Genomic DNA, 21,594 nt, shown 5'->3' on the forward strand with positions numbered 1-21,594 from the left:
CCCTGCCGCGCCTGCCGCAGCGAAGAAGGCCCCCGCCACCGTCGCCCGCGACGGCTCCAAAACCTCGGAAGCCGGCCCCGGCACCGCGCCGATCCCGGCCCAGCTGCCCAAGAACATCAAGGCCCCCACGGCCCCCGAGGAAGACGTCGTCTCCGTCCTCCGCGGCCCGGCCAAGGCCATCGCCACGAACATGATCACCAGCCTGGAGGTCCCGACCGCCACGAGCGTCCGGGCGATCCCCGCCAAGCTGCTGATCGACAACCGTGTGGTCATCAACTCCAACCTGGCCCGCGCCCGGGGCGGCAAGGTTTCCTTCACGCACCTGATCGGCTACGCCGTCATCCGCGCCCTGGCCCAGTTCCCCTCGATGAACGTCTACTACGACGTCATCGACGGCAAGCCCGTCGCTGTCCAGCCGGCGCACGTGAACTTCGGCATCGCCATCGACATGCCGAAGCCCGACGGCAGCCGCCTGCTGATGGTGCCCAACATCAAGAAGGCGGAGACCCTCAACTTCTCCGAGTTCTGGCACACCTACGAGGACCTGATCAAGCGTGCCCGCGCCGGCAAACTGACCGCTGATGACCACTCCGGCACCACGGTGTCGTTGACCAACCCCGGCGGCATCGGGACCGTGCACTCCGTGCCGCGCCTGTCCAAGGGCCAGGCCGCCATCATCGGCGTCGGCGCTCTCGACTACCCCGCGGAATTCCAGGGTGCCAGCGCGAAGATCATCGCGAAGAACGCCATCAGTAAGGTCCTCACGCTGACCTCCACCTATGACCACCGTGTCATCCAGGGTGCCGGCAGCGGCGAGTTCCTGAAGCTCGTGCACCAGCTTCTGCTCGGCGCGCAGAACTTCTACGACGAGATCTTCGAGTCCCTGCGCATCCCGTACGAGCCCGTGCGCTGGAGCCCTGACCTTCAGGTGGACCCGGCAGACGAAATCAACAAGGTCGCCCGGATCCAGCAGCTCATCCATGCCTACCGCGTCCGCGGCCACCTCATGGCGGATACCGACCCGCTGGAATACGTCCAGCGCAAGCACCCCGACCTCGACGTCCTGACCTACGGCCTCACGCTGTGGGACCTGGACCGCGAATGGCCCACCGGCGGTTTCGGCGGCAAGCCGATGCTCGCATTCCGCGACATCCTCGGCGTGCTCCGCGACGCCTACTGCCGCACCACGGGCATCGAATACATGCACATCCAGGACCCGGCAGAGCGTAAGTGGTTCCAGGACCAGATCGAGCACCCGTACTCCAAGCCGAGCCGGGACGAGCAGCTGCGCATCGTTTCCAAGCTCAACGCGGCCGAGGCCTTCGAGACCTTCCTGCAGACGAAGTTCGTCGGCCAGAAGCGCTTCTCGCTTGAGGGCGGCGAGTCCTTGATTCCGCTGCTGGATGCCATCATCTCCGATGCGGCCGACGACGAACTCGACGAAGTGGCGATCGGCATGGCCCACCGCGGCCGGCTGAACGTGCTCACGAACATCGCCGGTAAAACCTACGCCCAGGTCTTCCGTGAATTCGAAGGCACCCAGGACCCGCGCTCCGTGCAGGGCTCAGGCGACGTGAAGTACCACCTCGGCACTGAGGGAACCTTCACGTCGGACAACGGCAAGGAGACCAAGGTCTACCTCGCCGCCAACCCGTCCCACCTGGAGGCCGTGGACTCCGTCCTCGAAGGCATCGTCCGCGCCAAGCAGGACCGCCTGGACCAGGGCGAGGCCTTCCCCGTGCTGCCGATCATGGTGCACGGCGACGCCGCCTTCGCGGGCCAGGGTGTGGTAGCGGAAACGCTCAACCTTTCCCAGTTGCGGGGCTACCGCACCGGCGGCACCATCCACATCGTGGTCAACAACCAGGTCGGCTTCACCACCGCCCCGTCCTCGTCACGTTCCTCCACCTACTCCACGGACGTCGCCAAGATGATCCAGGCGCCGGTGTTCCACGTGAACGGCGACGACCCGGAAGCCGTGGTCCGCATCGGGCAGCTGGCCTATGAGTTCCGCCAGCGGTTCCACAAGGACGTTGTCATCGACATGGTCTGCTACCGCCGCCGCGGGCACAACGAGGGCGACGACCCCTCGATGACGCAGCCGCTGATGTACAACCTGATCGAAGCGAAGCGTTCGGTCCGTAAGCTGTACACCGAATCCCTGATCGGCCGCGGTGACATCACCGAGGAAGAGGCCGAGCAGCTGCTCCGCGATTACCAGGAACGTCTGGAGCGGGTCTTCGCCGAAACCCATGCCGCGCAGACCTCCCCGATTCCGATCATCACGGCGGACCTCGCCGCGGTGTCGGATCTGGAGCGTCCGAAAGCCCAGCAGACCGACTCCGGCGTCAGCGCTCCGGCGTCGACGGCGATCTCGGCCGCAATGCTGGCGCGCATCGGCAAGGCCCACATCGACATTCCCGAGGGCTTCACGGTCCACGCCAAGCTCAAGCAGCTGCTGGAGAAGCGTGAACTGATGTCCCGTGAAGGCGGCATCGACTGGGGCTTCGGCGAGCTCGCCGCGTTCGGTTCGCTCATCATGGAAGGCGTACCCGTCCGGCTCGCCGGCCAGGATTCGCGCCGCGGCACCTTCGTGCAGCGCCACGCCGTCTTCCACGACCGCGCCAACGGCGACGAGTGGCTGCCGCTGGCACACCTCTCCGATGACCAGGCCAAGCTGTGGATCTACGACTCCCTGCTGTCGGAATATGCCGCCATGGGCTTCGAGTACGGCTACTCGGTGGAACGCCCGGATGCCCTGGTGCTCTGGGAGGCGCAGTTCGGTGACTTCGTCAACGGGGCGCAGACCATCATCGACGAGTTCATCTCCTCGGCCGAGCAGAAGTGGGGCCAGCGCTCCTCGCTGGTGCTGATGCTGCCGCACGGCTACGAAGGCCAGGGACCGGACCACTCCTCCGCCCGCATCGAGCGCTTCCTGCAGATGTGCGCCGAAGAAAACATGATCGTGGCAAACCCCACGACCTCGGCGTCGCACTTCCACCTGCTGCGCCGCCAGGCCTACAGCCGGCCGCGTAAGCCGCTCATCGTCTTTACGCCGAAGCAGCTGCTCCGCCTCAAGGCCGCAGCGTCTTCCGTGGAGGACTTCACGACCGGGACCTTCCTGACCGTCATCCCCGAACACGAGCAGCTGCAGGGCGACGCCGTCGAGCGTGTCCTGCTGGTCTCCGGCCGCTTGTACTACGACCTGCTGTCAACCCGGCAGAAGACCGGTGACAAGACCACGGCGATCGTCCGGGTCGAGCAGCTTTACCCGCTGCCCGCTGCCGAGATTGCCGCTGAGCTTGCCAAGTACCCGAACGCCGACGTTGTCTGGGCACAGGACGAGCCCGCCAACCAGGGTCCGTGGCCGTTTATCGGCCTGAACCTTCCGGACGCTCTGGACCGCCGGGTCCGCCTCGTTTCCCGCCCCGCCTCGGCTTCCACCGCGGCAGGATCGATGAAGCGCCACTCGGCAGAGCAGGACGCGCTGCTCAAGCAGGCATTCGCACGTAAGTAAGGTCAGCGCTGCCCGGCCGGAGATTGAAACCCGCAACTCCGGCCGGGCAGCTTTATTTAACCGTTTGTTGGACGCTCTGGATTGAAGAGGTAGTCGTGGAAGATCGAAAGCTGCGGATCGCAGCCGTTGGCGATGAACTGCTGGCCGGCCTGGGTGATCCGCGCGCGCTGGGCTGGCTGGGGCGGGTGCTGGCGCGCACGCCGCAGGACGGACTGTCCCTGGAATGCTATCCCCTTCCCTGCCCGCAGGAGGGCACGGAAGGCCTCGCTGCCCGCTGGCTTGAGGAAGCCGGCCGCCGCTTCAACAACCAACACGAGAACCGGCTGGTAATCGGGCTCTCCAGCCGCGATGTCGAGTTTGGGCTCTCCACGGCCCGCAGCCGGCTCAACCTCGCCAATATCCTCGACTCGGCCTCGCAGAACAGGATTGAGGTCTTCGTCGTGGGGCCGCCGCCCACCCTGGATCCGGCCCAGAACCGCAGGATCGGTGAGCTCAACACGGCCTTCGCCGACGTCACCACCCGGCGCAAGCACCTCTACGTCGACACGTTCTCGCCGCTGCTGAACCATGAGCAGTGGCGCCAGGACCTTGCGGCCAACGGGGGCACCCCCGGCCAGGCGGGCTACGGACTGATGGCGTGGCTCGTCCTGCACCGCGGCTGGTTCCAGTGGCTGAGGATCGACGCCCCCGAGTAGAACCGCCAGGCAGGCTCCCCCGGGCGATTCGCGATATATCTTGACTGTGCCAAACTGGCGATATATCGTGACTTCATTGGTCGCGATATATCGTAACCGTTCGCATGAAGCACCGCCTTCCCGGAGGAACCATGACAGAGAACAACTGGACCGTCACCGGTCCGCAGACCATCGACGTCGACGGCGTCACCTCGCTTAAGCTCGGCATCGTCCGGGGGCGCTTCGATATCGTCGCGCATGATGATGCTGTGGCGCGGATCGAAGTCTCCGAGGTCCACGGGGACCCGCTCGCGATCAGTCTGGTCAACGGGCGCCTGGAGGTCCGCCACCAGCTGCACGGCCCGCAGGGCTGGTTCAAGAACCTCATGGGCACCGTCAATAACAGCAGCAGCAATTCCGTTGTCATCAGCATCGCCCTGCCGGCCGGCGTCGAGATCGAGGCCGGCACCGTCAGCGGCGACGGCATGGTCTCCGGGATCAGCGGGCAGACCCGGCTGAACACGGTCTCCGGCTCCGTGCTGGCCGACGGCACGTCCGGGAACTTGTCCGTCAACACCGTCAGCGGCGAAGTGATCGCCCGCAACCACCACGGCGTGCTGACGGCCAAGAGCGTCTCGGGCGAGATCACCGCCTCCGGCGACTTCAGCAACATCCGCGCCAACACCGTCAGCGGAGACCTCAGCTTCGACCTGCACAGCTTCACCCAGGACTTTGGCGCCAATTCCGTCTCGGGTGATGTCACCATCCGCCTCCCCCATGACGTCGGCGTGGACATCATCGCCAAGTCCGCCAGCGGCGCCGTCGTCATTGACGACCAGAGGTACAACCAGCCCGGCGGCACCGTGCAGACGATTGCCGGACCCGACGCCCAGCTCATGCTGGTCCGGACCAACTCCGTCTCGGGGAAGACCTCGATCTTCCACGGCCGGCCGGGCGCGGACCCCAACCAGGAGCTCTGATGCCTCCGGTCTTTGCCCACGGGGCGCTCCGGCTCTATCTGCTCGCGCTGCTGGAGACGGGTCCGAAGCACGGCTACGAACTCATCAAGGCACTCAGCGAACGCTTCGGCGGCACGTACTCCCCCAGCGCCGGAACCATCTATCCGCGGCTCGGCAAGCTTGAGGAGGAAGGGCTCGTCGCCACCCATACCGAAGGCCGGCGGACCTACTACAGCATCACCCCGGCGGGACTCGTGGAGCTGAACAGCCGGCGGGACGAACTTGCCGGCGTGGAGAACGACATCTCCGCGTCAGTGCGGCGGCTCGCTGACAACCTGCGGCAGGACATCAAAGTCAACATGCGCGGACTGCGGGCCGACCTCGCCGCAACGGCCGAGGCCGCCCGGTCCTCGGCCCGGGCTGCCGGCTCGACGGTCGCCTCGCTGGCAGGCCAGCGGTACTCGCAGGAGAGCGATAGCCGACTCCGGGAGGCAGAGATGCTCGTGCAGGCCTTCCGCGACGACATCCGCGTGGAACTGCGCCGCCACGGCGGCCGGCATCCGATCACCCCGGTGACACTGGAAACAGTCAAAACGGTTCTAGACCAGGCCCGGATCTCCATCCGGAATTCCCTGGAGTGACCGCCCGCCGTGTTTGTCCGCTGAGATTGTCCCTGGTTGTCCCTGGTTGTCTCTGGTTGTCCCTCTGGGGGGGTCCCGCCCGCGCCGGTTCGCGGCGGGTGCCCTGATGTGGGAGACTTGAGGGCAGCTCTTTTGAGTACCAAAAATTAAGGAGGCCAGCTATGAGCAAGCGTGCACGTAAACGTCGTGACCGTAAGCGTGGCGGCGCGAACCACGGCAAGCGCCCCAACGCCTAAGCTAAGCTTGGAATGACGAATGACCCCGGAAACCTCACGGTTTCCGGGGTCATTCGTTTTGGACCTTGTAGCTGGCCGCCCGCAGGCGCGTCAGGCCTCGACCGGGTTGCTGGAGTGGATCCGGTCCAGGATCGCATTCTTGAGGTTCGCCGGGGCGGCCTCGGTGCAGGAACGCTTCACCATGACGCGGATGACACATTCGAGGTCGTACTGCTCAAAGCATTCCGGGCACCCGTCCAGGTGGTCCTTGATCTCGGCGATGTCATCGTGGGTAAGGGCACCATCGAGATACTCGTAGATCCGTTGCATCCGGGCGTCGTCGCAGTCGCCCAGTCCCTGGCAGTCGCTCATTTCCTGTTCTCCTGTTTGTTGCTTCCGGCCGCTGTGGTGGCGTCTGCGGCCTTGAATCCGCGCTCGGCGGCATAGTCGGCGAGCATGTCACGCAGCATCTTCCGGCCCCGGTGCAGGCGGGACATAACGGTCCCGATCGGGGTGTTCATGATGTCTGATATTTCCTTGTACGCGAATCCCTCGACGTCGGCGAAGTACACCGCCAACCGGAATTCCTCCGGAATGGCCTGCAGGGCCCGCTTCACGTCCGAATCCGGCAGGTGGTCCAGCGCCTCGGCCTCCGCCGAACGAAGTCCGGACGAGGTGTGCGACTCCGCCCGGGCGAGCTGCCAGTCCTCGATGGTGTCCGAGTTCGACTGCAGCGGCTCGCGTTGCCGCTTGCGGTAGAGGTTGATGTAAGTGTTGGTCAGGATGCGGTACAGCCAGGCTTTCAGGTTGGTGCCTGGCTTGTACTGGTGGAAGGCGGAGAACGCCTTCGTGTAGGCCTCCTGGACCAGATCCTCTGCATCAGCGGGATTCCGGGCCATCCGCATAGCTGCGGAGTACAACTGGTCCACGTACTGCATGGCATCGCGTTCGAACCGTACCCGGCGTTCCTCCGTGGTTTCGGTCGCAACGTCCAGCGCCTGGCCGTCCACGATCGTCTCCCGGGCGGCGGCATCCTGCGCCGCGTCCGTGCCGGCGTCGGCCGCCCGGACCGCACCAGGAGCCAGGGCAGGCTCTGAAAGTGCGCCAGCGGGGCCGGCAGCAGATGACTTGGCGGGCGTGGCGCCGTTTCCGGTTGCCTCGTGCATGGCCGCAACGGCCGGGTCCATGGTGCTCATTGCCTTCAAGTCTACTGTCACCTTCCGGCGGGCGTCCGTCATTGCCGGTACCATTCCATCCTGCAGGGCCGCGGTCCATGCCGGGAGTTGCCCCGTGTCCAACAAGTGAATGTCCGTTACGGGAATGTCCTTCACCAGAATCAAATCTCCGCCTTCCTGCGCCACGCCGGATTAGTCCCGCCGTGCCGCTGTGTTCCAGCCCACCGTCCGGGCTGATCTGCGCCAAAATCCGGCCGCAAATAAACGGCCGGGACCTGTCATTCACAACCCGGCCCGGCAGGCAAATATTCCGCAAAAGTGCAAGACTAGAACCGGTTCTCCCGCTCTGATTGCGCGGTTCGTCCATCCAGGAGGAAATTCATGTCGTTTGTCCGCTTTCTCGCCCGGCCCATGCTCGCCTCCAGTTTCGTCCTTGCAGGCATGGACAAGCTCAAGAACGCGGATGACACTGCAACGCAGCTGTCACCCCTGTTGCGGCGCGCGGCCGAATCCCTGCCGTTCCAGACCAACGAGAAGGTGCTGGCCCGCGTCATCGGCGGCACCCAGGTCGGCGCCGGCGTGTGCCTCGCGCTGGGCAAGTCCTCGCGACTGGCAGCCACTGTGCTCGCCGTCATCTCGGCCCTTAACGGCTACGTGGAATGGCGCAGCGCGGACATCACGTCCAAGGCGGGCCGCGACGCCCGGCGGAAGCAGCTGTTGAAGAACGTTTCCCTGACCGGCGGAGTCCTGCTGGCCTCGGTCGACACCAACGGCCGGCCCAGCCTGGCCTGGCGCGCCGAGCACCTCGCCGCGGACGCCAAGAAGAACGCGGGCCACCTCGCTGCCGACGTCAGGAAGACCACCGGCAAGCAGCTAAAGAAGGCCGACAAGGCCGTACGCAAAGCCGTAGACCACACTGCCGGAGCCTAAGGCAGCAATGACAGGCACCACCCCCGCAGCAGCCCCCACCGTCCCGGCCCGCAGCGCTCAGCCCTGGCGGGCGCCGTTCGCCGGACGGCCCGTCGACGCCACGGTCACCGTTCCGGGGTCGAAGTCCCTGACCAACCGGTACCTCGTGCTCGCCGCCCTCGCCGACGGGCCTTCCCTGCTGCGGGCTCCGCTGCATTCCCGGGATTCGGCCCTGATGATCGAGGCACTGCGGCAGCTCGGGGCCACCATCACGGAAGTCCCGGGCGACGGCGCCTTTGGTCCCGACCTGGCGGTCACGCCCATCAACCCGGACGCCGCCGAGGCGCGGTCCGCAGTCGATTGCGGGCTGGCCGGGACGGTCATGCGGTTCGTCCCCCCCGTCGCGGCGCTGCGCCGCGGAGTGACGCTCTTCGACGGCGACCCGCATGCGCGCAAGCGCCCGATGGGCCCCATCATCGAGGCGCTGACCGGGCTGGGCGTCGCCGTCAGCGCACCCGACGGCGGCCTGGTGTCCTCGCTGCCGTTCGCCGTCGAAGGCACGGGCGAAGTGCGGGGCGGCCACCTCGTCATCGACGCCAGCGCTTCCTCCCAGTTTGTGTCGGCACTGCTCCTGGCCGGAGCACGCTTCACCGAGGGTCTCCATCTGGAGCACGTCGGGCAGCCCGTCCCCAGCCTGGACCACATCAACATGACGGTCGCCGTGCTCCGCGGAGCCGGTGTGGCCGTGGACGATTCCCGCCCGAACCACTGGATCGTTTCCCCCGGAGCCATCCGCGCCTTCGACCTCAGGATCGAACAGGACCTCTCCAACGCCGGCCCCTTTCTCGCGGCGGCCCTCGCCACCCGCGGCACGGTCCGCATCCCCAACTGGCCGGCCCCGACCACCCAGGTGGGTGATCTGTGGCGCAGCATCCTCACCACCATGGGGGCGACCGTTACGCTCGCGGACGGCACCTTGACCGTGACCGGCGGCCCGGAGATCAACGGCGCGGACTTCGACGGGACCAGTGAACTCGCCCCCACCGTCGCCGCACTCTGCGCCCTTGCCACCGGCCCGTCGCGGCTGGGCGGCATCGCCCACCTCCGCGGGCACGAAACGGACCGGCTTGCCGCCCTCGTCGCCGAAATCAACCGCCTGGGCGGTGATGCGGAGGAGACGCCCGACGGTCTCATCATCCGTCCCGTGCCGCTGCACGGCGGAGTCGTCCACAGCTACGCCGACCACCGGATGGCCACGGCAGGGGCCATCCTGGGCCTGGCCGTGCCTGGCATCGAGGTCGAGGACATTGAGACCACGGCCAAGACCATGCCGGACTTCCCGCAACTCTGGGAGGCCATGCTCGCGCAGGGCACCGCCGGAAGTGCAGCCCGCGCAGACAAGGACGCCTCCGGTGGCACGCAGCACTGACTCCTGGGACGAATCCGACGTCCGGATCCGCCCCAACAAAAAGGGCACCCGTCCCCGCACCAAGGACCGGCCGGCGTACGACGACGCCGTCACCGGGCGGATCATCACCGTTGACCGCGGACGCTACACCGCCGTCGTCGCCGAAGGCACGCCCGAGGAACGCAAAATCATCGCCGCCCGGGCCCGGGAACTTCGCCGGAACCCTGTCGTGGCCGGCGACTTCGTCTCCCTCGTCGGGGACGTCAGCGGCGAACCGGACACCCTGGCCCGGCTGGTCAAGATCCAGGACCGCAGGACCCTGCTGCGGCGCAGCGCCGATGACACGGACCCGATCGAGCGCGCCGTCGTCGCCAATGCCGACACGCTGGTGATCGTGGTGGCAGCCGCCAATCCGGAGCCCCGGACCGGGTTCATCGACCGCGCCCTCGTGGCCGCGTACGACGCCGGAATCGAGCCGCTGCTGCTTGTCACCAAGGCAGACGTCAAGGACCCTGCGGAGCTGTTGTCCAACTACCAGCACCTTGACTTCCCGGTGATCATCTCCAAAACAGCGGATTCGGCCGCCTCGGGCATCGATGCCCGCTCGGACGACGGGCTGTCGGCCCGGCTGGACAAGGACGCCGTCTCCCAGCTGCGAGCCCACCTCGACGGGAAGGTCACCGTCATGCTGGGCCACTCCGGCGTCGGCAAATCCACCATGGTCAACGCGCTCACCGGCGCCGAGCGCGCCACCGGTGGAGTCAACGCGGTGACCGGGCGCGGCCGCCACACCTCCTCCTCCGCGCTGGCCCTGAAGGTCAACGATGCGCCGCCGGGCAGCTGGATCATCGACACCCCCGGCATCCGCTCCTTCGGACTGGCCCATGTGGACCCGGACCGGATCCTGCGCTCCTTCCCGGACCTCGAGCCCGGGACCGACGACTGCGAACGGGGCTGCAAGCACGATTCCAGCGCCGTCAACTGCGGCGTGGACGCCTGGGTGGCCGCCGGCCATGCGGGGGAATCCGGCCCGGCCCGGCTCGGCTCCCTCCGCCGCCTGCTGGGGACGGACCCGCGGATGGAAGCGCAGGACGTCAAGGAACTGGGCACCGTCTCCTGACCCTGCCGCCCTAACCCTGCCGTCCGGACCGGCGATTGCCTTGCTTCGGGCGGCCCCCGGCGGCGCAGCAATGCGGCCTCCCGCCCCGCCGCCCGCTTTGGCGGTAGTTTGGAACCATGAGTCAACCAGCTTCGAGCTACAACGACGACCTGCGCCTTGCCCATGTACTGGCAGATTCCGTAGATTCCCAGACCATGAGCCGCTTCAAGGCGCTCGATCTTCGGATCGAGACGAAGCCGGACCTGACGCCGGTGACGGACGCGGACAAGTCGGCCGAGGAAGCCATTCGCGGCCAGCTCTCCCGCTCCCGTCCGCGCGACGCCGTACTCGGCGAGGAGTTTGGCAGTTCCGGCCACGGCTCCCGCCGCTGGATCATCGACCCGATCGACGGGACCAAGAACTTCGTCCGCGGCGTCCCCGTCTGGGCCACCCTGATCGCCCTCGTCGACGAGGGCGAGCCGGTCGTCGGCGTCGTGAGCGCCCCGGCACTCGGCAAGCGCTGGTGGGCCGCCAAGGGCGCCGGGGCCTATATGGGCCGGTCGCTGGCGGCCGCCACCCGGCTGAAGGTCTCCAACGTTTCCAAGCTCTCGGACGCCTCGCTCTCCTACTCCAGCCTGGGCGGGTGGAAGCAGCGCGGCAACCTCGACGAATTCCTGGGCCTCACCGAGGAAGTCTGGCGCACCCGCGCCTACGGCGACTTCTGGTCCTACTGCCTCGTGGCCGAAGGCGCCGTCGACATCGCCTGCGAGCCGGAGCTGAACCTCTACGACATGGCCGCGCTGGTGCCGATCGTCACCGAGGCCGGCGGACGCTTCACCTCCCTCGAAGGCGAAGACGGACCCTTCGGCGGCAACGCCCTTGCCACCAACTCCATCCTGCACTCGGAGGTCCTGAAGCGACTCAACCCGGGGCTGGACGACCTGCTGTAGGCATTTCCGGCGGCCTCGGTCGCACCCCGCGGCGCGTCCCGTAACAAAGCGCTTCATAAAAGGTCCTCCCCTTTTCCGCCCCCGCGCAGATGTCCTAGGCTCGAAGCAGGTCACGAGTGCCAGCGCTAAACCCCGGTTTGCTGGCCGGCAACCCTCCATTCGCGGTGGGGTGCCCCGGGTGACGACCTGGCCGGTCCGGAACGGACCCGGCAAGCGCGGATCCCCGGTGCGTGGGGTCCTTTTCGAGCGAGGTCCCATGACGACTGCCACTTTTCCTGCCACTTCCGAATTCCAGTCCGGCGCCAGCCGCGCCCTTCCCGAGGCGAGGTTCGCCGCCGCCCGCCGGCCCCTGGCCGCCGTGTCCGGCGCCGAGATCCAGGCACCGCTGATCCAGGGCGGCAGCGTCCGCTACGCCAACCTGGATTACGGCGCCTCCGCCCCTGCCCTGTCCGTGGTCTCGGCCTACCTCAACGAGATCCTGCCGTTCTACGCCAGTGTCCACCGCGGCGCCGGTTACGCCTCCCAGATCAGCACCTCGGTCTACGAGAACGCCCGCAGCATTGTCCGCAGTTTCGTGGGCGGCCGGGCGGACGATTCGGTGATCTTCACCCGGAACACCACCGATTCGCTGAACCTGCTCGCCGGCTGCCTGCCCGTCGTCGACGGCGCGCACACCGGCGAGGTGCTCTATCTCGACATCGAACACCACGCCAACCTCCTGCCGTGGCAGGGCGTGCCGCACCGCAGCGTCATCGCCGCCCCCACCCTCGCGGCCACGCTGGAACTGCTCCGCGGGGAACTCGCTTACGGCGGCATTAGCCTGCTCGCAGTCACCGGCGCCTCCAACGTCACCGGGGAGATCCTGCCAATCCGGGCGCTGGCCGCCCTCGCCCACGAATACGGCGCCCGGATCGTCGTCGACGCCGCACAGCTGGCCCCGCACCGGCGGATCGACATTGCCGCGGACGACGTCGACTATCTCGCCTTTTCCGGGCACAAGCTCTATGCCCCGTTCGGCGCCGGCGTGCTGATCGGCCGTTCCGACTGGCTCGACGCCGGCACACCGCACCTGGCCGGCGGCGGAGCGGTACAGGATGCCCGGATCGATGCGGTCAGCTGGACCACCGGCCCGGCCCGGCACGAGGGCGGTTCCCCGAATGTCCTGGGCGCCGCCACCCTGGCCCGTGCCACGCAGGTGATCGCCGGGCTGGACGTGGAAGAGTGGCACGCGCACGAAAACGCCATCCGGTCCTTCCTCGTCGAGGGACTCGCCCGCATCGACGGCGTCACCGTCCACCAGATCTTCTCGGACAGCGCCTCATTCGATGCGCCCGCAGAAGCCGGACCGGACACGGGGCCGGGCACCGGGACCATCGGCGTCGTGAACTTCTCGCTGGAAGGCTACGACGCGGGCCTGGTGGCGGCCTACCTGTCCGCCGAACACGGCATCGGGCTGCGCGACGGCCGTTTCTGCGCACACCCCCTGCTCCGGCGGCTCGGGCTGCCCTCCGGATCACTGCGGGCCAGCTTCGGCCTGGGTTCCCGGCTGGAGGACGCCGAACGGCTGCTCGCCGGCATCCAGGAACTGCTCCGGTCCGGCCTCGGCTGGGACTACGTGGTGGACGCCGGACGCTGGGTGCCGTCCAACGACACCCGCAGCTACCCGCACTGGGCTCCCAACACACCGGGCACCGCCGGAGCGGCCCCCTGCACGCTGGACTAGCACTGCGGCCGAGGACCCGCCGGGCAGGGACGCCGCGTCCCGCGTGCGGTAAATTCGAAAGGTACCCACCCGGACCTGCCGAAGGAGATCGCACGTGGCTCGCGGCGGACCAAAACTGCACAGTGGCCCTAAACTGCACAGCGGCCCCAAACTGCAGCACGAGCGGCGCCAGGAGCTGGGGCAAAGCTACCGCGACGGCGGGGAACACTACGAGCGCGTCCGCCCGGGCTACCCCGGGGATTCGGCCGACTGGCTGATTCCCGCCGGAGCCAGGGACGCCGCGGATATCGGCGCCGGAACCGGGAAGTTCACGGCGCTGCTGGTCGCCCGCGGCCTGCACACAGTGGCGGTGGACCCTTCCGCCGACATGCTGGACCAGCTGCGCAGGACGCTGCCGGGCGTCACTGCCGTCGAGGGCACCGCCGAGCACACCGGGCTGCCCGCCGCAGCGTTCGACCTCGCCACCGTCGCGCAGGCCTGGCATTGGTGCGATCCCCTCCCGGCCAGCACGGAGATCGCCAGGATCCTGCGCCCCCACGGCGTCCTGGGGCTGGTCTGGAACCAGCTGGACACGTCCGTCCCCTGGGTGCACCGGCTCTCGCGCATCATGCATGCCGGCGATGTGCACAAGCCGCACTTCAAACCGCCGGTGGGTCCGGAATTCACGGGGCTGGAGAGCCATCTCACCCGCTGGGAAGACCCGGTGCGCACCGGGGACATCATGGAGCTGACCAAGTCCCGCAGCTATTACCTGGCGGCCGGCGAGGCGACCCGCGCCAAGGTGCTGGGCAACCTCGACTGGTACCTGCACCAGCATCTGGGACACAGCCCCGACGACATCCTCCCGCTCCCCTACCTGACGCAGAGCTGGCGGGCCGTCCGGGCCTGACGCAGAGCTGGCGGGCCGTCCGGGCATGACGCAGAGCTGGCGGGCCGTCCGGGCCTGACACCGGCAGGTCCGCCCTTCATGACCGCCGACGTTGCCCGGAACGGCAGGGTGGCTTATGGTTTCGGTATGCCTAATAATTATTTGTAGGCTATAGAAAACTCCGGTGCCGGCGTGAACCAGCCCCCACCGGCAGCGTCGCCGTCGACGCGACAACCCCAGGGGAGCCCACCGTGCTGGACGTAACAGGCCACGAACCGTCGACGCCGGACGCGGCCGTCCGGCGGACACCCGGTGGCCGCCGGGCCATGATCGGTCTGCTGGGTCCGGCGTTCGTCGCCGCGATCGCCTACGTGGACCCCGGCAACGTCGCGGCAAACCTCACGGCCGGCGCGCAGTATGGCTACCTCCTGGTCTGGGTGCTGGTGGCCGCCAACATCATGGCCGTGCTGGTCCAGTACCAGTCCGCGAAGCTAGGGATCGTCACCGGGAAAAGCCTGCCGGAGATCCTCGGCGAACGGCTCAAGCCGTTCTGGCGCCGGGCGTTCTGGATCCAAGCCGAGATCGTGGCCGCCGCCACCGACCTGGCCGAGGTGGTCGGCGGCGCGATCGCACTCTACCTTCTCTTCGGGCTGCCCCTCCCTCTCGGCGCACTGATCGTCGGCGGCGTCTCCATGCTCCTGCTGGCTGTGCAGGCCAGGAACCGCCAGCGGCCCTTCGAGTTCATCATCATGTTCCTGCTGGCCATCATCACCATCGGATTCCTGGCGGGCCTGTTCATCAGCCCGCCCGATCCTGCCGGCGTCGCGGCCGGACTGATACCCGGGTTCCAGGGCCCGGACACTGTACTGCTGGCCGCCAGCATGCTGGGCGCCACGGTCATGCCGCACGCCATCTACGTCCATTCGGCCCTGTCAAGGGACCGGCACCGCCCGAACCCGCACCTGCACGTTGCCGCGCCGGCCATGGCCCGCCTCGTCAGGGCGACCCGATGGGACGTCGTAGCGGCCCTCGCCATCGCCGGAATCGTGAATATCGGCATGCTGCTGCTGGCCGCCTCGACCCTGGGCGGCGAGGAGGGGACGGATACCATCGAGGGCGCCCACGCCGCGATCACGAGCAATCTCGGCCCGGTGGTCGGCGTCATCTTCGCCGTGGGACTGCTTGCTTCCGGCCTGGCCTCGACATCCGTGGGCTGCTACGCCGGCGGATCCATCATGCAGGGGCTGCTCAAGATCCGGATCCCGCTGATGACGCGCCGCGTCGTCACCCTGATCCCTGCCGTTGTGCTGTTGAGCGTCGGCTTCGACCCGACCTGGGGCCTTATCCTCAGCCAGGTCGTCCTGAGCTTCGGTATCCCCTTCGTCCTGGTCCCGCTGGTTGTGCTGACCAGCAACAAGGCCCTCATGGGCCGCTTCGCGGACGGGATGGCACTCCGTATTGCCGCCGTCATCAGCGTGATCCTGGTCGTGTCGCTCAATCTGGTCCTGCTGTGGCTGACGTTCTCCGGCGCCGCCGGACGGTAGGCTGGAGGCTGTGAAGACCAGCCTGCCCTCCTCCTCGATCGAGGACTACGTCAAGGTCATCTACTCCTTTACGGAGTGGCAGGACAAGCCCATCACCTCCACCCAGCTGGCCCAGCGCCTCGGCGTGGCCAACTCCTCGGTCTCCGAAATGGTCCGCAAGCTCAAGGACCAGGGCCTCGTGGACCACCAGCCCTACAGCGCCATCACCCTCACGGCCGACGGCGTCCGGCTGGCCTTGTCCATGGTCCGGCGGCACCGGCTCATTGAAACTTTCCTCGTCCGGGAGCTGGGCTACCGCTGGGACGAGGTCCACGACGAAGCCGAGCTCCTGGAACACGCCGTCTCTGACACGTTTATCGAACGGATGGCCGCCAAGCTCGGGAACCCGGTGCGGGACCCGCACGGCGATCCGATCCCCTCCGCCGACGGCTCCGTGCTGGTGCCCGCCGCCCGTCGGATGAGCGAGCTCGACGACGGGCACACCGGCCGGATCACCCGGATCAGCGACGAAAATCCCGAGCTGCTGCGCTACCTTTCCGCAGAGGAGATCGGGCTGGACGCGGACGTTGAGGTTCTGGGCCGGAAGCCTTTCGGCGGCGCCCTGGTGGTGCGCATCGGCTCCGGCGGGACCCGGCAGGAAGTCGACCTCGCCGAGGAAGTCGCGTCGGCCCTCTGGGTCCACAGCGAGAGCGTCCATCCCGGCTGCAGACTCACGCCGCCCTGACTGCGGAGGGCGAATCGGGGACCCTCCGATCACGTATCGTTAAAGGATGGTTACCCGTCGTGTTGCAGCCCAGATTCTCGACATTCCGCTGGAGATGGCCCACCGCCACAACATCCCGCCCCGGCTGAGCGACGCCGAGCTCAGCGAACTCCTGGACAACCCGCCGGCCTGGCTTGTCCAGTCCAAAGCCAACCGGACCGGCAAACGCCCCATCTGGGTCCAGCTGACGTGCGCGGTCTGCGGATTTTCCGAGGCAGCCCGGCCGAAGAAGTGGTGGCCGGAGTTCACCTATGTGTGCTGTGCACACCACGCTCCGTATGAGATTCCCAGCCTCGGCACCGGGCTGGTCCGCAGCGAGTATGAGGGCGTGGGCAGCCGTTTTGTCGGCATCGTGGACGTCGCGGTGCCGGAGGCGTAACTTAATAGCACGGGGGCCATCCCGGCCCCCTGCCGTTAGGGAGCGCCCACATGCCTGACAAGACCCCGCACCGGAGCATGGCCAAGAAGCCGGTGAAAACCATCAAGGAAAAACGGGCCGAGAAGAAGACCAAGAACGTCGCGGAAACGCATACCGACCCGGTTGCCCACATCAAGAAACGCTGAGCACTGCTCGCCTGCCCAGCCGCCCAAGCAAAGCAAAAGGCCGGAAGCTGAGGCTTCCGGCCTTTTGTCTGGATCTTTACGGGGTGGAGCACCGTTGCCGGGGCTCCGATGGTGGAGATGGGGGGAATTGAACCCCCGTCCGATGTCGTGTTGTCAGGGCTTCTCCGGGCGCAGTTTGCGTTGGATTTTCTCGGCCCCAGCCACGCTACAAACAGCTGGCTGATCCGGGCCCAGTCATCTAAGAGTCCCATTCACCCCGATGACGGGGGTAAACAGCAGTGGCTATCTAAATGACGCCAGGATCCGGGGCAATAGCAACCTCGGGCTGACGGACTGTCTTACTGCTTAGGCAGCGAGAGCGAAGTCAGTGCGTTTTGATTCGGCACTTATTGGTTTGCAGACAGCGTTTACGAGATAATTCTGCATCCTCGGCCCGCTTCACCTGTCGCGACTAACATCGTCGAAACCGATCATCCCCGTATTTTTTTATCAAACCGGTGAGGAAAGTTGATGAACCGCTTCGTTGTTGCTGAACCGATTCCGCGCCGTTCCTTCCCGGACTATCTAGCATAACGCACGCCCCGGCAGAATCATTCCCGCGGGTTGCGGCCCGGCTGCCTAGCGCCGGTTCCGCTCGCGCATAACGCGCAGGGCTTCGCGCTTGTCCTGCTGCTCCCGCAGGGTCTGGCGCTTGTCGTATTCTTTCTTGCCGCGCGCGACTCCGATCTCGACCTTGGCCCGGCCGTCCAGGAAATACAGCTGAAGGGGGACGATGGTGAAGCCCGATTCGCGGATCTTGTGCGAGATCTTGGTGAGCTCGTCGCGGTGCAGCAGCAGTTTCCGGCGCCGGCGTGCGGCGTGGTTGGTCCAGCTCCCCTGGTGGTACTCGGGGATGTGGATGCCCTCCATCCACAGCTCGTCGTTGTAGAAGGTGCAGAAGCCGTCGACCATGGAGGCGTGTCCCTCGCGGAGGGACTTCACTTCCGTTCCCATCAGCGCGATCCCGGCCTCGTAGGTGTCGAGGATGGTGTAGTCGTGCCGGGCCTTGCGGTTGGTGGCCACTACCTTACGGCCACTTTCTTTCGGCACGGTAGAACTCTCCTTGGATCGATGGGTGGGGCCGCAGCCTGTGCGGTGCGGCGTCCTATCCAGTTTACGGCAGGGCCGCGGGTCAGCCGTGAGGCTTCCGCTCCAGGCGGATCAGAGCAGGGTCATCGGGTCCACGGCCCGGCCGTTGAGCCAGGTCTCGAAGTGCGAGTGGCAGCCGGTGGAGTTGCCGGTGGTTCCCGAGTAGGCGATGAGCTGTCCCTGGCTGACCTGCTGGCCCGGGGAGACCACCACGCTGGTGTTGTGGTAGTAGATGGTGGTCAGCGAGTTCCCCTGGACGACGCCGTGGGAAATCTTCACGTTGTTGCCGCCGCCGTCGTTGGCCCAGCCGGCCGAGAACACGGTGCCGGCCGCCGCGGCGTACACCGGCGTGCCGCAGGCTGCGGCAAAGTCGATGCCGGTGTGCATGTAGCCGCCCTGGCCGTAGAAGTCGATGGTGCCCGGCGGCGTCGAGCGCCAGCCGAAGCCCGAGCTGATCGGGACACCGTTGAAGGGGTGACGCAGTCCGAAGGCCGACGGCGGTCCGGCCGGGGCGGGGACATACGGCGGCTTGGCCTGGCCCTGGGCGCGGGCGGCCGCTGCGGCGGCCTCGGCGATCCGGCGCTGTTCGGCTTCCCAAGCCTCGCGGAGCTTGCGGTCGCGCTCGGCGATATCCGCCGCCACGGCGTCCTGCTGGGACTTGACCTGGGCGAGCTGGGTCTGGATTCCGGGTTTGGCGGCCTGGAGTTCGGCGTCGAGCCGGGTGGTGTCGGCAATGAGCTTGTCCACCTCGGACTTCTTGGCCTCGGCCTCGTCCCGGGCGGCCTGTTCGCGGGCCAGCGCGGCATCGGCCTTGGCCTTGAGGTCCTTGATTTCAACCTCCACGGCCTCAAGCCGGGCCTGAGAGTTGACGTTGGTGGCGTTCTGCTGGCTGAGCTTGTCCATCGCGGAGTTCTGGCTGCGCATCGCCTGGTCGGCCAGATCGATGGTGTCCGTCAGGCTGCCGCTGTTGTTCGAGCCGAAGAACAGCGAAAGGTTGGAGGGGACCCCGCCGGATTTGTAGGCCTGGGTGGCGATCTGCCCGATCAGCTTCTTGGTGTCGGCAATTTTCTGCTTGTCCGTCTCGAGCTGCTGGCTAATTTTGGCCTTGTTCTGCTGCGCCAGGTCCACCCGGGCGGCGAGAGCCTCGGACTCCTTGACGGCGCTGGCCACGCGCCCCTGGGCTTCGAGCAGGGCCTGCTGTGCACCGGGGAGCTGGCCCTGGTAAATGACGAGGTCCGAGGCGGCCTGCGCGATCCGGGAGTCCACGAACTCAAGGGAATGCTGGACCCGGGCCGCTTCCTCGCGGAGCGCGGCCTGCTGGTCCTCGAGGGTGTCGGCGAAGGCAACCGGGCCCGAGGCGCACATGCTCCCCGCCAGGACGAGCGCCAGTGCGGCGCCGACCATGCGGCTGCGGCGGCCGGCACCGGGCAGCCCGGTAGAAGCCGCACGCGGGGCCAGTCGATGCATCGGTGTCATGGGCCATCCCTTTTCGTTGTGCACCCTAGACCCTCAAGTATCGACGAAGGGTCAGGAGTGATGATACGCCTGCCAGCAGAACGCCGAGACCAATCAGTGCCGGCGCCAGGACCAGCGTCTGACCTGCGGAGATGAAGGCGGTGTCCGGATACTGCTTGGACAGGTACCCGCCCAGGAAGAAGTGCGCCACAGCCCACAGCGTTCCCGAGGCCAGCACCGCGCCAATCACTGCGGCGATCACGCCCTCGAGGATGAACGGCAGCTGGATCACGATCTTCGACGCCCCGACGAGGCGCATGATTCCGGTTTCCCGTCGCCTGCTGAACGCCGAGAGCCGGATGGTGGTGGCGATCAGCAGGATGGCGCAGACGATCATCACCCCGGCGACGCTCACGGCCACGAGGGACGCGGCGTTCATGACGGAGAACAGCCGTTCCAGCAGCTGGCGCTGGTCGATAACGGTTTCGACACCGGCCTGGGAGGAGAAAGTCTCGCTGATGATCTGGTACTTCTCCGGGTCCTTCATGTTGATCCGGAAGGAGGCCGGTAGCTGGTCCGGCGTCACGGAGTCCACGATCGGGGAATTGGAGAACTGCTCCTTGAAGTGCTTGTACGCGTCGTCCTTGGACTCGAACTGGAAGTCGTTGACGTACTGGGCCACCGCGGGCGACGCCAGGAGCTTGGCCACGTTGTCCTGCTGTTCCGGGGTGGCGGGCCCGGTGGCGCAGCCGGTCGCCGTCGAACCGTCACTGCAGAGGAAGATGGCGACCTGGACTTTGTCGTACCAGTAGCCCTTCATCTGGTTGATCTGCAGTTGCAGCATGCCCGCGGCGCCGACAAAGGTCAGGGACACGAACGTCACCAGGATGACCGAGACCACCATGGAGAGGTTGCGGCGAAGTCCGCTGCCGATTTCGGCGAGGACGAATTGGAGCCTCACAGCTGGTTCCCCCCTGCGTCGCGTACTTCGGTGCGGGTGGTTCCGCCCGGGTCGGGGGCGGGTTCGGCGTCCCGCCCGCTGGCGTCCCGAAGGCGGCGGGACTGTCCCACAACCGGAATCATGGACGTGTACAGGGCCTTGGCCTCGTCCCGGATGATGACTCCGTTGCGGAGTTCGACGACGCGTTTGCGCATCTCGTTGACGATGTCGTCGTCGTGGGTGGCCATGACCACGGTGGTGCCGTTCTGGTTGATCTTGTCCAGCACCCCCATGATGCCCATGGAGGTGGTGGGGTCCAGGTTGCCGGTGGGCTCATCGGCCAGCAGGATGCCGGGGCGGTTGACGACGGCGCGGGCAATCGCCACGCGCTGCTGCTCACCGCCGGAAAGTTCGTGTGGAAGACGGTTTTCCTTGCCTTCGAGCCCGACGGTCTTCAGGACCTCCGGGACGGTGTCACGGATGACACTGCGGCTCTTGCCGATAACCTGCATGGCGAAGGCGACGTTGGCGAACACGGTCTTCTGCGGCAGCAGGCGAAAGTCCTGGAACACGACGCCGATTCCGCGGCGGAGCCTCGGCACACGCCAGCTGGAGATGTTCGCGACGTTCTGCCCGGCCACATAGACGGCACCGGAGGAGGCCCGGTCCTCTTTGAGGACCAGGCGCAGGAAGGTCGATTTGCCGGAGCCTGAGGCCCCGACCAGGAAGGCGAATTCGCCCCGGTCGATCTCAAGGTTGATCGAATCCAGCGCGGGTCGCGCCGTCTGGTCATAGACCTTGGTGACATTTTCGAAACGGATCATGGCCCTAAATACCCTGCAGGACGTGGACTGGTACGGCCCAGTTCTGCCGCCGGTGCGCGGGCTTTCTAGTGGGGGAAGTAGAGCTCCGGCTTCTCGACTATACGCACGGGCTCTGGCGGATCGGCCCGAGCGCAGGGGCGTGTCGCAGGATTAGCCGGAAGGGGCGGGTGTGACGCAAGAGGCAGAGGAGTATGAGCCCGCGGCCACTTGTGCGCGGGATACCTGTCCGCGGTTAGTT

At 66.9% G+C, this 21,594-nt stretch carries 21 protein-coding genes, 1 other RNA gene and 1 riboswitch; of the genes, 15 read left to right on the forward strand and 7 right to left on the reverse strand.

Going from position 1 to position 21,594, the window contains the following annotated elements; translation table 11 throughout:
- The 5 genes from BJQ90_RS04400 to BJQ90_RS22840 all read left to right on the forward strand — a co-directional run.
- The coding region (locus tag BJQ90_RS04400; protein ID WP_226759093.1) for a multifunctional oxoglutarate decarboxylase/oxoglutarate dehydrogenase thiamine pyrophosphate-binding subunit/dihydrolipoyllysine-residue succinyltransferase subunit at nt 1-3,517 on the forward strand (3,517 nt) is incomplete at its 5' end.
- Between the two features lie 95 nt (nt 3,518-3,612).
- The gene (locus BJQ90_RS04405) at nt 3,613-4,212 is read left to right on the forward strand and encodes a GDSL-type esterase/lipase family protein (RefSeq protein WP_226759094.1); all 600 of its coding nucleotides are present in this window, start codon (nt 3,613-3,615) and stop codon (nt 4,210-4,212) included.
- Between the two features lie 131 nt (nt 4,213-4,343).
- A complete protein-coding gene (locus BJQ90_RS04410; protein WP_226759095.1) occupies nt 4,344-5,171 on the forward strand; it encodes a DUF4097 family beta strand repeat-containing protein in 828 nt (275 codons plus the stop codon).
- Nucleotides 5,171-5,791, forward strand: a complete 621-nt coding sequence (locus BJQ90_RS04415; protein ID WP_226759096.1) for a PadR family transcriptional regulator — start codon at nt 5,171-5,173, stop codon at nt 5,789-5,791. Before BJQ90_RS04410 ends, BJQ90_RS04415 begins: the two co-directional genes overlap by 1 nt.
- A 161-nt stretch (nt 5,792-5,952) precedes the next feature.
- Nucleotides 5,953-6,027 carry a 50S ribosomal protein bL37 gene (locus BJQ90_RS22840; protein WP_104061284.1) on the forward strand — a complete coding sequence of 25 codons (75 nt, stop codon included), beginning with the start codon at nt 5,953-5,955 and terminating at the stop codon, nt 6,025-6,027.
- A gap of 90 nt (nt 6,028-6,117) precedes the next feature.
- On the opposite strand, the gene rsrA is transcribed toward BJQ90_RS22840, so the two are convergent.
- Nucleotides 6,118-6,378, reverse strand: coding sequence for a mycothiol system anti-sigma-R factor (gene rsrA / locus BJQ90_RS04420; protein WP_226759097.1), 261 nt, complete (start codon nt 6,376-6,378; stop codon nt 6,118-6,120).
- Nucleotides 6,375-7,256 (reverse strand): sigma-70 family RNA polymerase sigma factor, encoded by an 882-nt coding sequence (locus tag BJQ90_RS04425; protein ID WP_413463636.1) that lies wholly within the window; start codon nt 7,254-7,256, stop codon nt 6,375-6,377. The genes rsrA and BJQ90_RS04425 overlap by 4 nt, the downstream gene beginning before the upstream one ends.
- A 306-nt stretch (nt 7,257-7,562) precedes the next feature.
- On the opposite strand from BJQ90_RS04425, the gene BJQ90_RS04430 reads away from it, so the two are divergent.
- The 10 genes from BJQ90_RS04430 (at nt 7,563) to BJQ90_RS22420 (ending at nt 17,009) form a co-directional block, all read left to right on the forward strand.
- Nucleotides 7,563-8,111: a DoxX family protein gene (locus BJQ90_RS04430; RefSeq protein WP_226759099.1), complete on the forward strand. Its 549-nt coding sequence runs from the start codon at nt 7,563-7,565 to the stop codon at nt 8,109-8,111.
- A 7-nt stretch (nt 8,112-8,118) separates the two neighbouring features.
- Nucleotides 8,119-9,519 (forward strand): 3-phosphoshikimate 1-carboxyvinyltransferase, encoded by a 1,401-nt coding sequence (gene aroA / locus BJQ90_RS04435; RefSeq protein WP_226759100.1) that lies wholly within the window; start codon nt 8,119-8,121, stop codon nt 9,517-9,519.
- Nucleotides 9,503-10,618, forward strand: a complete 1,116-nt coding sequence (locus BJQ90_RS04440; protein WP_226759101.1) for a ribosome small subunit-dependent GTPase A — start codon at nt 9,503-9,505, stop codon at nt 10,616-10,618. The genes aroA and BJQ90_RS04440 overlap by 17 nt, the downstream gene beginning before the upstream one ends.
- Before the next feature lie 116 nt (nt 10,619-10,734).
- Nucleotides 10,735-11,547, forward strand: a complete 813-nt coding sequence (gene hisN, locus BJQ90_RS04445) for a histidinol-phosphatase (protein WP_160664754.1) — start codon at nt 10,735-10,737, stop codon at nt 11,545-11,547.
- Between the two features lie 108 nt (nt 11,548-11,655).
- A riboswitch (SAM riboswitch) is annotated at nt 11,656-11,769 on the forward strand.
- Between the two features lie 34 nt (nt 11,770-11,803).
- A complete protein-coding gene (locus BJQ90_RS04450) occupies nt 11,804-13,270 on the forward strand; it encodes an aminotransferase class V-fold PLP-dependent enzyme (protein WP_226759102.1) in 1,467 nt (488 codons plus the stop codon).
- 94 nt (nt 13,271-13,364) lie between these two features.
- Nucleotides 13,365-14,159, forward strand: coding sequence for a class I SAM-dependent methyltransferase (locus BJQ90_RS04455; protein ID WP_226759103.1), 795 nt, complete (start codon nt 13,365-13,367; stop codon nt 14,157-14,159).
- Nucleotides 14,160-14,464: 305 nt separating this feature from the next.
- Complete coding sequence (locus BJQ90_RS04460) at nt 14,465-15,682, forward strand: Nramp family divalent metal transporter (protein WP_413463637.1); 1,218 nt, start codon at nt 14,465-14,467, stop codon at nt 15,680-15,682.
- Between the two features lie 10 nt (nt 15,683-15,692).
- Nucleotides 15,693-16,406, forward strand: a complete 714-nt coding sequence (locus BJQ90_RS04465) for a metal-dependent transcriptional regulator (protein ID WP_226759105.1) — start codon at nt 15,693-15,695, stop codon at nt 16,404-16,406.
- Between the two features lie 46 nt (nt 16,407-16,452).
- Nucleotides 16,453-16,824, forward strand: coding sequence for a hypothetical protein (locus tag BJQ90_RS04470; RefSeq protein WP_226759106.1), 372 nt, complete (start codon nt 16,453-16,455; stop codon nt 16,822-16,824).
- A 50-nt stretch (nt 16,825-16,874) separates the two neighbouring features.
- Nucleotides 16,875-17,009, forward strand: coding sequence for a hypothetical protein (locus BJQ90_RS22420; RefSeq protein ID WP_264196951.1), 135 nt, complete (start codon nt 16,875-16,877; stop codon nt 17,007-17,009).
- Between the two features lie 109 nt (nt 17,010-17,118).
- Here BJQ90_RS22420 and ssrA read toward each other — a convergent pair.
- From ssrA to ftsE, 5 genes are all read right to left on the reverse strand, one after another.
- Nucleotides 17,119-17,487: a transfer-messenger RNA gene (gene ssrA, locus BJQ90_RS04475) on the reverse strand.
- A gap of 140 nt (nt 17,488-17,627) precedes the next feature.
- Nucleotides 17,628-18,098 (reverse strand): SsrA-binding protein SmpB, encoded by a 471-nt coding sequence (gene smpB, locus BJQ90_RS04480; protein ID WP_226759107.1) that lies wholly within the window; start codon nt 18,096-18,098, stop codon nt 17,628-17,630.
- A gap of 111 nt (nt 18,099-18,209) precedes the next feature.
- Nucleotides 18,210-19,541 (reverse strand): peptidoglycan DD-metalloendopeptidase family protein, encoded by a 1,332-nt coding sequence (locus tag BJQ90_RS04485; protein ID WP_413463638.1) that lies wholly within the window; start codon nt 19,539-19,541, stop codon nt 18,210-18,212.
- A gap of 97 nt (nt 19,542-19,638) precedes the next feature.
- Nucleotides 19,639-20,553 (reverse strand): permease-like cell division protein FtsX, encoded by a 915-nt coding sequence (gene ftsX, locus BJQ90_RS04490; RefSeq protein ID WP_226759108.1) that lies wholly within the window; start codon nt 20,551-20,553, stop codon nt 19,639-19,641.
- Complete coding sequence (gene ftsE / locus BJQ90_RS04495; RefSeq protein WP_226759109.1) at nt 20,550-21,356, reverse strand: cell division ATP-binding protein FtsE; 807 nt, start codon at nt 21,354-21,356, stop codon at nt 20,550-20,552. The genes ftsX and ftsE overlap by 4 nt, the downstream gene beginning before the upstream one ends.
- Nucleotides 21,357-21,594: the final 238 nt, after the last annotated feature.

It is taken from the genome of Arthrobacter sp. SO3 (assembly GCF_020532825.1).
In the GTDB taxonomy this organism is placed as follows: Bacteria; Actinomycetota; Actinomycetes; order Actinomycetales; family Micrococcaceae; genus Arthrobacter.